At 60.7% G+C, this 13,844-nt stretch carries 13 protein-coding genes; 10 read left to right on the top strand and 3 right to left on the bottom strand.

Features of this window, described 5'->3' with window-relative positions; translation table 11 throughout:
• Window positions 1-162 precede the first annotated feature (162 nt).
• A complete protein-coding gene (locus tag ACO07I_RS10865) occupies window positions 163-1,497 on the bottom strand; it encodes an IS1182 family transposase (RefSeq protein WP_422009756.1) in 1,335 nt (444 codons plus the stop codon).
• 452 nt (window positions 1,498-1,949) lie between these two features.
• On the opposite strand from ACO07I_RS10865, the gene ACO07I_RS10860 reads away from it, so the two are divergent.
• The 8 genes from ACO07I_RS10860 to ACO07I_RS10825 all read left to right on the top strand — a co-directional run bounded on the left by ACO07I_RS10860 (window position 1,950) and on the right by ACO07I_RS10825 (window position 10,095).
• Complete coding sequence (locus tag ACO07I_RS10860) at window positions 1,950-2,483, top strand: hypothetical protein (RefSeq protein WP_422017143.1); 534 nt, start codon at window positions 1,950-1,952, stop codon at window positions 2,481-2,483.
• A gap of 185 nt (window positions 2,484-2,668) precedes the next feature.
• On the top strand, window positions 2,669-4,033 hold the full coding sequence (locus ACO07I_RS10855) for a hypothetical protein (protein ID WP_422017141.1): 1,365 nt from the start codon (window positions 2,669-2,671) through the stop codon (window positions 4,031-4,033).
• Window positions 4,034-4,044: 11 nt separating this feature from the next.
• Window positions 4,045-4,320 (top strand): DUF262 domain-containing protein, encoded by a 276-nt coding sequence (locus ACO07I_RS10850; protein ID WP_422017139.1) that lies wholly within the window; start codon window positions 4,045-4,047, stop codon window positions 4,318-4,320.
• On the top strand, window positions 4,298-5,185 hold the full coding sequence (locus tag ACO07I_RS10845; RefSeq protein WP_422017137.1) for a hypothetical protein: 888 nt from the start codon (window positions 4,298-4,300) through the stop codon (window positions 5,183-5,185). Before ACO07I_RS10850 ends, ACO07I_RS10845 begins: the two co-directional genes overlap by 23 nt.
• On the top strand, window positions 5,185-5,871 hold the full coding sequence (locus tag ACO07I_RS10840; protein WP_422017135.1) for an MAE_28990/MAE_18760 family HEPN-like nuclease: 687 nt from the start codon (window positions 5,185-5,187) through the stop codon (window positions 5,869-5,871). The genes ACO07I_RS10845 and ACO07I_RS10840 overlap by 1 nt, the downstream gene beginning before the upstream one ends.
• Before the next feature lie 209 nt (window positions 5,872-6,080).
• Entirely contained in the window at window positions 6,081-7,163 is a 1,083-nt protein-coding gene (locus tag ACO07I_RS10835) for a hypothetical protein (protein WP_422017133.1), read from the top strand.
• Window positions 7,160-8,203 (top strand): DUF262 domain-containing protein, encoded by a 1,044-nt coding sequence (locus ACO07I_RS10830; RefSeq protein WP_422017131.1) that lies wholly within the window; start codon window positions 7,160-7,162, stop codon window positions 8,201-8,203. The genes ACO07I_RS10835 and ACO07I_RS10830 overlap by 4 nt, the downstream gene beginning before the upstream one ends.
• Before the next feature lie 89 nt (window positions 8,204-8,292).
• Window positions 8,293-10,095: an adenylate/guanylate cyclase domain-containing protein gene (locus ACO07I_RS10825; RefSeq protein ID WP_422017129.1), complete on the top strand. Its 1,803-nt coding sequence runs from the start codon at window positions 8,293-8,295 to the stop codon at window positions 10,093-10,095.
• Between the two features lie 83 nt (window positions 10,096-10,178).
• Here the strand turns inward: ACO07I_RS10825 and ACO07I_RS10820 are convergent, their stop codons facing one another.
• Complete coding sequence (locus ACO07I_RS10820; protein WP_422017127.1) at window positions 10,179-11,126, bottom strand: alpha/beta hydrolase; 948 nt, start codon at window positions 11,124-11,126, stop codon at window positions 10,179-10,181.
• A gap of 95 nt (window positions 11,127-11,221) precedes the next feature.
• On the opposite strand from ACO07I_RS10820, the gene ACO07I_RS10815 reads away from it, so the two are divergent.
• The gene (locus ACO07I_RS10815; protein WP_422017125.1) at window positions 11,222-11,755 is read left to right on the top strand and encodes a DUF3833 family protein; all 534 of its coding nucleotides are present in this window, start codon (window positions 11,222-11,224) and stop codon (window positions 11,753-11,755) included.
• Window positions 11,756-11,856: 101 nt separating this feature from the next.
• Here ACO07I_RS10815 and ACO07I_RS10810 read toward each other — a convergent pair whose 3' ends face one another.
• Window positions 11,857-12,513 carry a glutathione S-transferase family protein gene (locus ACO07I_RS10810; protein ID WP_422017123.1) on the bottom strand — a complete coding sequence of 219 codons (657 nt, stop codon included), beginning with the start codon at window positions 12,511-12,513 and terminating at the stop codon, window positions 11,857-11,859.
• 80 nt (window positions 12,514-12,593) lie between these two features.
• On the opposite strand from ACO07I_RS10810, the gene ACO07I_RS10805 reads away from it, so the two are divergent.
• Window positions 12,594-13,808, top strand: coding sequence for a polyhydroxyalkanoate depolymerase (locus ACO07I_RS10805; RefSeq protein WP_422017121.1), 1,215 nt, complete (start codon window positions 12,594-12,596; stop codon window positions 13,806-13,808).
• Window positions 13,809-13,844: the final 36 nt, after the last annotated feature.

Below are 13,844 nucleotides of genomic sequence, written 5' to 3'. Positions count from 1 at the left end.
CAAGCCCTTACCCGACCCAACCCCCAAAACCTCATCCTGAGAGCTTGTGAGTGTATTGGGCAAGCTCTCGGGGGTGTATTGGCGTGGGCTGCTACGCCGGGCGCCGTTGTTGTCTTGGGGTGCGTTGGTGGCCGTAGCCGTGCAGGCCCCGGAATGGCCTGGTCATGCCTTGGCTGTCTTGAGGCGATGCCCGGCGATGATGTTGTTGGCGAGGGCGAACCAGAGCAGGATGGTTTTGACCTTGTGAACGCCGCGCACGGTGAACTGGCGCAGGCCCCACTGCCGGAAGCGGGCGTTGATGCACTCGCCCATCGCCCGTCGTTTGTAGACGCTCTTGCCGTGCGGGCTTCGCATGCGCCGGCGCCAGGCGGCAACGCCGGGACCGTCCTTGGGCCGAGGCGCATAGGGATCGCTCTTGTGCTTGTTGCGGGTGGTCGGTCCGTAGATCAGCACACCCTGCTCGAACGCCTCTTCCGTATCCTCGTTCTTGTGGAAGCCCCCATCGACCAGATGGCGCCGGGGCTGCCGTTGATAGCGTTCTTTCAGCCGCTCCAGCATGGGCCGCAGCAGGCCGCGGTCCGAACCCGTGGTGTCGATGGCGACGTCGACCACGATCTGGCCTTTGGCCACCGTGCCGATCTGGCAGTTGTAGGCCGGCCGGAAGCCGCCATCGGCCATCTTCATGACGCGCGCCTGGGGATCGGTGGTCGAGGTGCGAGGCTCCTTCTGCTTGGCCACCTGCTTCTTGTTGGTCTTGCCGCGTCGCTCCCGCTCGGCCTCGATCTCGGCCAGCTTGTCGAGCGCCGTCGCCACGCGCTGCTCGCGCTCGCGCGCAGCCCGCTCCTGGGCCGCCTTGATGCGCCGGTTGCTGGCGTCGGGGTCCTCGTCGAGTTCCCGCTTCAGATACTCGACCAGCCGGCGTGCCTTCTTCAGGTGCTTGTGCAGGCTCTGCCGGCGCCGGAACGAAGAGCCTCCCGCGCCCGCCCGCACCCGAACCCCGTCCTGCACCACCTCGGCAAGCTCGATCACATCCTCCGCCATGAGTGCCGCGATGTTGTGCGTCAGAAGCCGATCCAGCAGTTCGCCATGACCGCTGCGGAAGTCGGCCAGACCGTGATAGTTCACGCTCACCCCCCCGCACAGCCACCGATAGGCATCGTGGCTCGCGCACAGCCGCTCCAGCGCCCGCGCGCTGCCCACGCCCTGGCTCGTCGCATAGAGCCACAGCGCCAGCAGAAGACGAGGGCTCGCCGGAGCCTGGCCCGGCGTGTGCTCGCGAGCCCCGATCGCGTCCTCCAGCACCTTCAGGTCCAATCGCTCGACATAGCGCCAGATCACCCGCGCCGGATGATCCGCCGCCAAAAGGCTGTCGAGATCTACCGACCGAAGTTCCACCTGCCGCCGCTCCGGCTCGCGCATCCGCGGCTTGCCCGACCCGGGCTCGGCCTTCGCCACCAACTGCTCCGGAAGGCCCCCGAACAGATCCTTCTCCGGCATCAACTCCTCCACCAAATTCGCTTCGATGGAATCATCCCGGGCGGGCATCCGAAAGACAAAGATTCACAAATTCTGAGGAGGGTGCGACGCGCCCGTCTCGAAGGGTGGGAACAAGCACCGTGCCCGTTGCCCATCCTTCGAGACGCGCCGCGTCGCGGCGCTCCTCAGGATGAGGGAAAAGCAGCGTGATTCCCGGTTTGAGCAAGGGCCGTCGGGCCAACGGTAGTGGTAGATCCGATGGCCTGCGCATCATCTGGTGTCCCGGTTGGCATAAAAAGGGTGCGACATTCATTTCGAATGTTTCGTTTATTTCGAATATTTCGTTTATCCCGCCCGCCCGCAGCCCACGCCGCCCGCGAAACCACGAAAGGAACACAGGCCCGCAACCCGCGTTGTCGTCTACGCTTTTCGACCCTCGATCCGCCCTCACGACCCCGGAGTCAGCCCCTCCCATGAAGCCAACCGCCCTCATCCTCGGCCTCGCCGCCACCCTCGCCGCCGCCGGCTGCGCCCAGTTCGACCAGGCGATGGCCCCGCCGCCGCCCAGCGCGCTGTCGCAGCCGATCCAGGCCTCCGAGATCGAATGGTCCAAGAGGAGCGGCAGCAACACGGTGAGCGGCATCGCGACCATGAAGGCGGGCGACACGACCCACACCTGCGCCGGCCAGGGCGCCAACCTCGTGCCCGACAGCGCCTATGCCCGCGCCCGCATGACGGCGATCTTCGGCAACGACACGCGCGGCACCCGCGCCTCGAGCCAGGGCCCGGTGAAATTCGACCGCGACGACCCGCTCTACGTCTCGTCCCTGCGCCGCACCACCTGCGACGCCTCCGGCAGCTTCTCCTTCCCGCGCGTCCCCGACGGCGTCTGGTACGTCACGACCGCCGTGAAGTGGGACGGCCCGGGCGACCGCGCCGAGGGCGGCTCGATGATGAAGCGGGTGGACGTGCGGGGCGGGAAGCTGATGAAGGTGACGTTGCCTTGATACGGAGGACCGGCCCAATTGATCACCTACCACCGGGGCCGTCGCTATATCAGTTTATTCAGCAGCTCTTGTGCTGATTTGCGGCCTCGCCAATCTCGCCTATTTCCCGATTCTTGCCTCCTTCTGCGTAGTGTAGGGTCGAGCGACACAATCACCAATGTTGTCGTAATAGTTTGGAATGGCTCGTGCTGCGATCAGATAATCAACAAACTAGCCCGTCCTGGTCTAGGCAGAAGGAGATTAGGCATTGCGGCAACGATCTAGCGCTATCACCACGAGTCATTGATCCGAAGCCTTGGGCGTCAAAGCAGAAGGCGCCAAATGACTGGTTCAAGTTCTACGCTGGTTTCAACCATGAATTTGCGCATCGACTCCTGACGTCTTCAGGCCCGAATGCGCGTATAGCGGACCCATGGAATGGTAGCGGAGCGACGACGACCGCCGCTGCTGCTGCCGGATTAACCTGCCAAGGGTTTGATCTGAACCCGGCCATGATTGTTGTCGGCCGGTCCAGACTTGCCAGCGGTGCTGTCGTGGCCACCGCGGCGCAGAAGATTGCAAAAATGAGTTTCCTTCGCGTGAACAGCGATGCGGTCAGAGTTCAGAAAGACGATCCACTGCTTCAGTGGTTTATGCCCCAGTCAGTCGAATCGCTCCGGATAATAGAACAGACAATTGGCGAATTTGTTTCGAGGAGGAAATTACTAAGTCGAGATGCACTACTCGCCGTTGCCACGTCGAGGCCGTTGGGCTGTATGCTCTACGTTGCGCTCTTTCATACCGTACGATTGTTAGCTGAGCCGTTTCGTGCCTCCAATCCGACGTGGCTCCAAGTCCCGCGTTCAAGGGCTAGATTGCGTCCTTCTTCGGAAACAATATGCCAGCTATTTAAGAAGAGCGTCGCGTCAATAGCTGCGGCCAGTAAAGACGGGCCTCCGATCGAGCCAAAGCAGAAATCGACCGTCTCTTGGGGCTCATCCACCGCGCTGCCTCTAGACGATGGGTCGATCGACCTAATTGTGACCTCGCCTCCCTACTGTACGCGATTAGACTACGCGGTCGCGACAGCGACAGATTTAGCGGTTCTGGGTGTCGGAGGCGAAGCTTACAAACAACTAAGACGCACGCTACTAGGTACAACTACCGTGCCGCGGACAATTGATAGTCCGCCGGACATCTGGGGAAAAATTTGTCGAACTCTTCTGGAGAAGGTCGGGGCTCATCAATCCAAGGCGTCTAAGACGTACTATACAAAATCGCTCTATCAATATTTTCAGGGCTTGTTTCAATCCATTCAGGAAATGCAACGCGTTACAAAATGCGGGGCTCGTTGCTACGTAGTTGTGCAAGATTCCTACTACAAGGAAATTCACGTCGATCTCGCTGGCATCGTAACTGAGATGGCTCTCAGCTCGGGCTTTGATTTCGAGGCGGCTTGGGATTTTTCCCACTCACAGACGTATTCGGGGCTCAACCCGCATACGCAACAATATCGTTCGCGTCGCTTCCCCCTTGAAACCGTAGTATATCTCAAAAGAATAACACGTTAGCGGAGAAGGCGATGACTGGTGGCCAACTTTCTTTTGATGCTGCGCTGCTCGTCCCGAGAATCGACGCTCAAATAAAGCGCATACACACCACCAGCCTCGATATTTCGTTCAATGAACTGGTCGATATGTATCGGCAAAATGAACTCAATATCCGGCCAGAATTTCAGCGTCTCTTCTTGTGGAGTAATGGAGCGCAGTCGCGGTTTGTTGAAAGCCTACTTTTGGAGATGCCGGTTCCGCCGATCTATGTACTTGAAGAAGACGATGGAAAATACGTACATCATTGATGGCCTTCAACGAATCTCGTCGTACCTCCATTTCCGAGGTGAGCTTGAAGCCGATCACCTGGATCCAAAAATCAACAAGGGTGAATATCTGCGATTGTCTGAGTGCGATGTTGTTCCAGAATTGAACGGCTTGGTCTTCGATCAATTGCCCACAGCTCTTCAAATCAGATTGAAAAGAGCGTTTGTTCGCGTCGAAGTGGTGCGTAAGGGCAGCGATACGAACTTAAAGTATCATATGTTTAAGCGTCTTAATGTCGGAGGCCGACTGCTTTCCGAGCAGCAAGTGCGCAACTGCACAATTCGCCTACTGAGCAATGGATTTGCAGATTTTATCAATAGGCTTAGTGAGAATGTGTCCTTTAGGCGGTGTATAGGAATCATTACGGACGAGCAGCAGTTGGCGTCGTTCGATCAAGAGCTTGTATTGCGGTTTTTCGCGATCAAGAACTCCATTCATACCTTTAAGCACGACGTCTCAGATTTCCTCACGGAGTACATGGAAATGGTGACTCTGGGTAACACGCCTTTTGATTACAACAAGCAAGAAGAAGAATTCGTTGCGGTGTTCTCTCTGTTGGCAGAAACCCTTGGTGAGCAGGCTTTCGGGCAGGTCGACCGGAAGACGATGCAAATACGGCGCGGATTCAGCGTCTACCATTTTGAGGGTATCTCTGGAGGAGTTTGTCGCGCGCTTTCGCTCCTGAAAGTCGACGACGCCATTTGGAAAGAGAGATTTCGGTCGCGTTTAGAGGAACTGAAGAAAGACGATAGATTCATAACGATTACGACAGGCGGTGGGCGTAACTCACCGGGTAGCCTGAGGCAACGCGTTGAGTTCATTGAGAGCGCGCTGAAAGCTCTCTGATGACTCCTGACGAATTCAGAGGTCAGCTAGAGGCCGAATTTTCTTGGAGGCAACAAGAGCTTCTGAGCCTTCAGAATCTACGAGCAAAACTGGAAGCGGATGAGCCCGAGGAAGTACTCAACAAGAGTCTTCTCTTGATGCTTTATGCTCACTACGAAGGTTTTGTGAAGTTCTGCTTCGATCACTATGCCCGAGTAATTGGTGAAGTTGGTCCACGGGCTGGCGATGTAAGTTATGCGCTAGCGGCAGCTGCAATGGCTGAGATTTTCCATCTCTTGAGGGATTCGACAAAGAAGAGTGCTTTGTTCCGAAATGAACTGCCTGCGGATAACAGATTGCATCTACTCGCAAGGGAGGCGGAGTTTCTTGAACGCATCCAACATTTCCAAACTCAGGTAATTGCGAAGGAACAGATCAACGTAGATACCGAATCGAACCTGAGCATGAGTGTACTGCGACGAAATCTGTTTGTTCTCGGGTTGAATCCGGACCAATTCGAAAGTCATCGGCAGCCGTTAAGCGAGATGGTGGAGAGGCGCCATAAGCTTGCCCACGGCGCTGAGCGGGCCGGCCTAGAGACAGAGAAATACGATCGATGCCGAAATGCGGTATTTTACGTAATGAAAGAAATGATGGTGAATTTGACGGATGCGGTTGTGGCTCGACAATGGATGCGCTCGGCGTAGATGAGCTGAACGAGCTAGACACAGTCTCTTGCTTAGAAGATTATCGTGCGGTGATTACCGCAGATTGCGGATTGGGAAGCAGCGTCGTCATGTCGAGGTGAGTTCGATATACGGTTTAGCAAGAGGTCCGTGGCGAGCCATGGCCTGCTTGCCTAAGCGTAGTAAAGAGCATTCTTGACGTGCTTAGCTCTGCTTCCCCAGGGGCAGGGATGGCAGAGAAGAAGAAATTAGGACCCAAGAGGGTTGTCTATCTTTGGGGCGCTGGCGCTACGCAGGCGGAAGCCCATCGTTTGGGAGCGCCTATCAGCCTTTTGATGCGCGACACTGAGCAGTTTGAGACAGGCGTCGCTACGCGCATTCTGAATAGACTAGGAAGCCGAGTCGCATCGTCTTATGGGTCCGATGACGGGGTCGACATCGAGAAGTTAATTAGCCTCCTTAGTGCCTGTGGCTCGGGGTCGCACATCAAGCTCGCTGAAAGAATGCGGTTAGCTTACTTCGCCGAGCTGCGTTCAAGCTTAGCCAAAGCTGGTGTCCTCGATAGTCCTTACCTCGCGCGCCGTCTCCTACAGATGCAGAATGAGCAACACTTCAAACAAGAGGTCGAGGCGCTTTCTGGCTTCATAACGACGAACCATGATGGGTTGCTACAAGTTGCATCTCAGGAGGTGTTTCGGCGCGTCAACGTTGGATTCGAGTTCACTTCCAGCGATTTCACCTGTGACGTGTCTGCTGCCACTCCTCCTATTTTGCAGCTCCACGGCTCATTTACGTGGGAGTTTGGCAATCCGATTGCGATCAAGAAGTTGCGGAGTAGATCGCCGTATGGCGATACCGTTTGGATCCCGCCAACTATCCTCAAAGAATCGAAGAGCTATCCCTTTAATAAGTTAACTGGACAAGCATACGAATTGCTAACGAAGGCATGTGACGTTTTGCGAGTTGTGGGGGCGTCTCTCACGCAAAATGACTGGAACATTCTCTCGCTAATTTTCAACGCTCAACGTCATAAGGAGGCGAACGGTGAAAGTCCGTTCAATATCGAACTGATAATGCCGCAGAGCGCTGGGGACTATATCAAGAGGGAGTGCGCATATTTGCGCAACGTGCGGACGATCGGTCACCTCACAGAAGGGAAGTTTACTGACTACATTGAAAGTGAGTTCGGATTTGATTCCGATTTAGCCAATCCATTCGCGTATTGGCTAAATGAGAAAATCGAGTACCACCGCCAACGTGATGAGCTGAGTTCCGCACCCTCAGCTGCACTTGCTGAAGGAGTTTCGCTATGACGCGGAGACTCGAGAACTGGTCTGTTCGCAAACTTTATGACGAGCGAGCAAAGATGTCGTTTCCTGAGTATCAACGCGAAAAGCAGCTCTGGCCCGACCACAAGAAGAGCCTGCTAGTTGACTCCATTCTTCGAGACATAGACATACCAAAGCTGTACTTTAATCAGCTTAGCGGTCGAGCATTTGAAGTCGTCGATGGTCAGCAGCGGCTCTGGTCTTTGTGGGATTTTCTTGACGATGAGTTCGAGTACAAGCCCGATCCGCGCAGTCGAAAGGGCAGCCATTATTCCCAGTTAACTGCCACGCAAAAAAAGGCAATTCAGAACTATGAGTTGCAAGTAATCATCTTCAACGATGCTGATGATGATTACCTTAGAGAGCTATTCGTCAGGCTGCAGCTTGGTTTGCTGCTGAATACTGGGGAAAAGCTGCACGCTGCCAAGGGCAAGATGAAGCAGTTGATCTTTAGTAAGTTGGCCGGGCATCAATTCATTAGGAACCTAGGTATCCCACAGCGTCGGTTTGCCAAGGAAACGCTGTGTGCGCAGATATGCATCAACTCATTCACTCAGACGAAGTTGAAGAGATTTGCTCGGACTCGGTACGACGATTTGTTGAGCTTTTTTGAAGAGTACGCAGATCCGAAAGCTAAGGATTTGGAGCTATTTAACCAAAAGTCAGCTTCGATTCAGAGAGTGCTGGACTTGCTGGGGCAGTGCTTTGGCAGCAACTCGAAAACCCTTCGAAACCGCTCTTACATTTTGTCGCTTTACTTGTTCTTGGAATCGATCGCTGGTCCCAAAGCAACGTTGGTTCCTGCTGAGCAGAAGAGTTTTTCTGCTTTTTCTACTAAGCTCTGGCAGAGGCTCAGTGACGAAAAACGGCTGGGCATGGATCGAGCTAATCGAGAACTCTATGTTTTTGAAACCATGTTGAGCAGTGCGCCGGGCGAGGAGTATCAAATCAAGCGTCGCCACGAAAAACTGGAAGAGTTCTATGCCTACTTCCTTAAGCATGGAAAGATCAAAGGCGATAAGTAAGCTCCAATGATTTATTGGCTCGTCCCACCTCACCCACCCGTGATCCCCCGCCCCTGATCCATCCGCCCGCGTGCTACAGTACCAGCCCCATGCCGCCTCTCTCGCGCCGCACCTGGAGCTGGACCTTCGATCTGCCGCCGTCCGTGTTGTGGCCGGTGCTGGCCGACACCAACCGCTTCAACGAGGCCATGGGCCTGCCGCCCTACCTGCTGGAGGAGACGCCGCAGCCCAACGGCACGGTGCTGCGCCGCGGCCGGGGCAAGGCGGCGGGGTTCACGCTCGAATGGGAGGAGAAGCCCTACGAGTGGGTGCTGGGCCGTCATTTCAACGTGTCGCGGGTGTTCTCCAAGGGGCCGTTCCGCCGCTTCGGGCCGGTGTTCGATCTCGAGCCCGACGGCAAGGGCGGCTCTGTGGTCCGCTACGCGCTCGAATGGGAGCCGCTCACCCTGATGGGCCGCCTGTTTGGCCGCCGCCTGGCCGAGCAGGCCGGCGCCGCCGTTGCGGCGCGCATCCTGGAGGCCGTGTCCTTCCTCAAGGGCCAGCGCGACACGACGTTCGAGCTGCCGGCGCCGGTGCTGCCCGAAGGCGCGTTCGAGCGCGCCGCGGCGATGGCGGCGGAGATCGACCGCAGCCCCTATGGCAACGGGCTCGGCCGGGTGCTGACGGGCACGGTGCTGGGCGGCATGGCGGGCGACCTCGCCCATCTCAAGCCCAAGCGGCTGGCGCGCCAGATCGGCGTGGCGCCGCGCGCCGCCATCGAGGGCTGCCTCGCCTCGGTGCGGGCGGGGCTCCTGACCATGAGCTGGGACCTGCTCTGCACCAACTGCCGCGGGCCCAAGCTCTCGGCCTCGGCCCTGTCGGAACTGCCGCGCGGCGCGCACTGTCCCTCCTGCAACATCGATTACGACCGCGACTTCGAGAAGAACGTCGAGCTCACCTTCGCGCCCGCGCCCTCGGTGCGGCCGCTGATGGCGGGCGGCTTCTGCCTCTCGGGCCCCATGGCGACGCCGCATGTCGCGGTCCAGCTTCTGCTCCGCGAGGGCGAGCGGCGGAGCGTTTCGGTCGATCTGCCCTCAGGCCGCTACCGGCTGCGCACGCTCCATCCCGGCGCGACGGTCGATGTCGAGCACGAGGGCGGGCCGTTCCCCGGCCTGCGGGTGACGGCGTCGGGCGTCGAGGCGATGGCGGCGTCGTCCGCCGAGGCGGGAACCATCGCGTTCGTGAACGAGGCCGGCTTCGAGCTGGCGGCGCTGATCGAGGACCGGAGCTGGACGCGCGAGGCGCTGACCGTGCCGGAGGTGATCTCGCTGCAGGCCTTCCGCGATCTCTTCGCCGCCGCGACCCTGCGGCCGGGCGACGAGGCGGGGGTGAGCCAGGTGGCGCTGCTCTTCTCCGACCTGCGCGGCTCGACCGCGCTCTACGAGCGGCTGGGCGATGCCGCGGCCTACAACGTCGTGCGCGAGCATTTCGCGCTGCTGGCCGCGATCGTGCGCGACCATGACGGCGCGGTGGTGAAGACCATCGGCGACGCCGTCATGGCCTCGTTCGGCGATCCCGCCCACGCGGTGCGTGCGGCGCTCTCCATGCAGGCCCGCATCGCCGACCAGGATCTGTCCCTCAAGCTCGGCGTCCATATGGGCCCCAGCGTGGTGGTGACCCTGAACGACCGGCTCGACTATTTCGGCTCGACCGTGAACATGGCCGCCCGCCTGCAGGGCCAGAGCGAGGGCGGCGACGTGGTCCTGTCCCGCGCCGTGGCCGACGATCCCGCGGTGCAGACCGTCATCGCCGCCGTCCCGCAGAGCGAGGAAGAGGTGGCGCTGAAGGGCTTCGACAAGCCGGTGGGGTTCGTGCGTCTTCAGGCCAAGGATCCCTCGCTACGCTCGGGATGACACGGTTGTTGGGGCCAGCGCAGTGCGCCCTTTGCAAAGATTAGGTGTCATCCCGAGCGTAGCGAGGGATCCTTCTCTTGCTCTCACGTCCCGAAGAACGCCCCCATCACCGCGGCGGCCTCGTCGTTGGCCTTCAGCCCCTGCTTCAGGAACCGCGTGAGCGAGAAGAAGCCGTGGATGGTGCCGGGGTAGTTAACGTAGGTCGTCTTCACGCCGGCGTCGATCAGGCGGTCGGCATAGGCGCGGCCCTCGTCGCGCAGCGGATCGTAGCCCGCGGTGAGCACGAAGGCGGGCGGCAGGCCGGTGAAGTCCTTGGCCAGCAGCGGCGACAGGCGCAGGTCCGAGAGGTCGGTGCCGGCCGGCACATAGGCCTTCCAGAACCAGTCCATCAGGCCCTTGCTCAGGAAATAGCCCTCGGCGAAGGATTTGCGCGAGCCGCTCTCCCGGCTGGAATCGGTCGCGGGATAGATCAGCATCTGGAAGGCGGGGCCGGCTTCCTTCGCATCGCGCATCGCCTGGCAGACGACGGCGGCCATCGCGCCGCCCGCCGAATCGCCACCGACCGCGAGGCGCGCCGGGTCGGCGCCCAGCGCCGCGGCATTGTCGCGGACATGCCGGAACGCGGCGATGCCGTCGTCGATCGGGGCGGGGAAGGGATGCTCGGGCGACAGGCGGTAGTCGATCGAGATCACCTGGCAGCGGCTCCTGTTGGCGAGCCGCCGGCAGGTCGAATCGTGGGTCTCGATGGTGCCGATCACGAAGCCGCCGCCGTGATAGTAGATCAGGGTGGGCAGGCTGCCGGGCGTGACGCCCAGCGGGAGGTAGCGGCGGTACCTGATCTCGCCGGCGGGGCCCGCGAAGGCGCCGTCGATGGTTTCCGCGACCTCGGGCGGATCGGCCTCGCTGTCCTCCGACATCTTGTCGACCGCCGGGCGGCCGATCGCGTGCGGCAGGGTCTCGAGCTTGGGCCGGCCGGCCTTGGTGGCTTCCTCCATCAGGTCGAGCAGGGTGCGGGCTTCGGCGTCGAGCATTGAATTCCTCCGGTTCGTCGGCGCGGAGAGTGCGCGGCCGGGCGCGAGGCGACAAGAGGGTGATCCGGCGGGCGTCCGTTCGACGTACAACCGGCATGACATCAACCTCGCCGTCCCGCTTCTCCCTGCTCGGCCTCTTCGCGCTGCTGGGGGCCTGCGCCTCGCCGCCGGACGCGCCGGTCGCCAGTGCGGCGCCGCCGCTGGTGCTGGAACAGTTCTTCCCCGGCCGCACGGTCGGGCAGGGCGTGTTCACCAACAGCTGGACCGGCTCGCAGCGCCGCTTCGACGTGGTGATCGACGGCACCTGGGACGGCCGCACTCTGACCCTGGTCGAGGACTTCGCCTATGCCGACGGCGAGAAGGACCGCAAGACTTGGCGGCTGGAGCGCACCGCGCCCGGCACCTACAGCGGCATGCGCGAGGACGTGGTCGGCCAGGCGCGCGCCTGGACCGAGGGCAAGGTGGTGCGGCTGGAATATGCGGTGAGCCTGGGCGGCTGGACCGTCGACTTCTCCGACGTGCTGGCCCTCAACCCCGACGGCTCGCTGATCAACAAGGCCACCGTCGGCAAATGGGGCATCCGCGTCGGCCGGGTCGAGCTGGAGCTGAGGCGGGCGCCGGGGAGTTGACCTGTCGTCCTGAGCGCAGCGAAGGACCTCACGCTTGCCACGGAGTACCCTGGTCGTTCGCCCAGGTCCTTCGCTGCGCTCAGGACGACAAAGACAAAGAGCTAAAACTCGACGTCCAGCTCCTCGACGTCCTCGTGTTCGGCCTTCGCGGCCGCGGTCCATTCCATCATCGCCGGGAAGCGCAGCATCAGGTCGCGATAGCCGGCCGAGGCCTCGTCGAGCTTCACGTTATACGTCTGGAAGCGGGTGCAGACGGGAGCGTACATGGCGTCGGCCATGGTCGGCGTCTTTCCGAACAGGTAGGGCCCGCCATATTTCTGCAGGCAGTCGCGCCAGATCGTGGTCACCCGCTCGATGTCGGCCTGGGCGCCGCCCCACACCTTGAAACTTTCGTGACGGACCTTGAGGTTCATCGGCAGGGCCGAGCGCAGGTTGGCGAAGCCCGAATGCATCTCGCCGCAGACCGCGCGGCAATGGGCGCGCGCCACCGGATCCTTGGGCAGGAGGCCGGCGTCCGGCTTGGTCTCGTGCAGATACTCGGCGATGGCCAGCGTATCCCAGACCTTGACCGGCCCATCCTCCAGGGAGGGCACCAGGAACGAGGGAGACAGCAGCAGCAGCTCGGCGCGGGTCGAGGGATCGTCCCAGGGGGCGACCCGCTCCTCGAAATCGAGGCCGGCCATCCGGCAGAGAAGAAAACCTCTCAGTGACCAAGAGGAATAGTTTTTGCTACTGATGGTGAGCGAGGCCTTGGCCATGGACTCCACCCCTCCCGGTTGGTGGGACTGTCTGTATCTTAGGTGCCCGTTAACATGCAAATACCGAGCCGGTCGCCCTTATGCTTTATGCGATGTATCAGACCGCCGCCGACATGATGCTCCCGGTCCGCCTCTGGGCGACGGCGGCAGGGCAGACCCTTTCCAACGGGGGAGGAAGTCCGACGCCCGACAGCTGGCGGGCGGCCAGCGCGCTGTGCGAGATGACGACGCGGGCCACGCTCAGCCATCGCCGGCCGTCCTTCGGCATCACCGAGGTGCCCTACGGCAACCAGACGGTGGCGGTGCGCGAGGAAGAGGTCTTCGCCACGCCGTTCGGCACCCTGCTGCGCTTTGCCAAGGTGGGCGTCGCGCCGCAGCCCAAGGTCCTGCTGGTCGCGCCTCTTTCGGGGCATTTCGCGACGCTTCTGCGCGATACCGTGCGCGTGCTGCTGCCCGACCATGACGTCCACATCACCGACTGGGCCAATGCCCGCGACGTCGGCATCTGGAACGGCCGCTTCGGCTTCGACGAATATGTCGAGCACCTGATCAAGTTCCTCGAGGTGATGGGCCCCGGCGCCCATGTCATCGCCGTCTGCCAGCCGTGCGTGCAGGCGCTGGCGGCGGTGGCGATCATGGCCGAGGACGACAATCCGGCGCAGCCGGCCAGCATGACCCTGATGGCCGGCCCGATCGACACCCGCGTCAGCCCGACCAAGGTCAACGAGCTGGCGATGGGCAAGCCGATCAGCTGGTTCGAGCAGAACCTGATCCATCGCGTGCCGCTGCGCTATCCCGGCGCCACGCGGCGGGTCTATCCCGGCTTCATCCAGCTCACCGCCTTCATGAGCATGAACGCCGAGCGCCACATCAAGGCGCAGGCCGACCTCTACAAGCACCTGGCCAAGGGCGAGACCGAGCAGGCCAAGACCATCAAGGACTTCTACGACGAGTATTTCGCCGTGCTCGACCTGACCGCCGAGTTCTACCTGGAGACCGTCCAGTGGGTGTTCCAGGAGCACCGGCTGCCCAAGGGCGAGCTCGAATGGAAGGGAAGGCGGGTCGATCCCAAGGCGATCCGCCGCACCGCCCTGTTCACCATCGAGGGCGAGCGCGACGATATCTGCGCGCTGGGCCAGACCGTGGCCGCCCACGACCTCTGTTCCAGCCTGCGACCCTACCGCAAGAAGCACTATATGCAGGCCGGCGTCGGCCATTACGGCGTGTTCAGCGGCCGCCGCTGGGCGAACCAGATCTATCCCCTGGTGCGAAACACGATTTTGGCCAACGAATAAGCGGGTCTTTTGGGGGCCGGAAATCCGCAGTACATT

Origin of the sequence: Reyranella sp., assembly GCF_965227665.1 — a bacterium.
Classification (GTDB): domain Bacteria; phylum Pseudomonadota; class Alphaproteobacteria; order Reyranellales; family Reyranellaceae; genus Reyranella.
The sequence above is the reverse complement of the archived record's forward strand: the minus strand, read 5'-3'. Positions and strand labels throughout refer to the sequence as shown.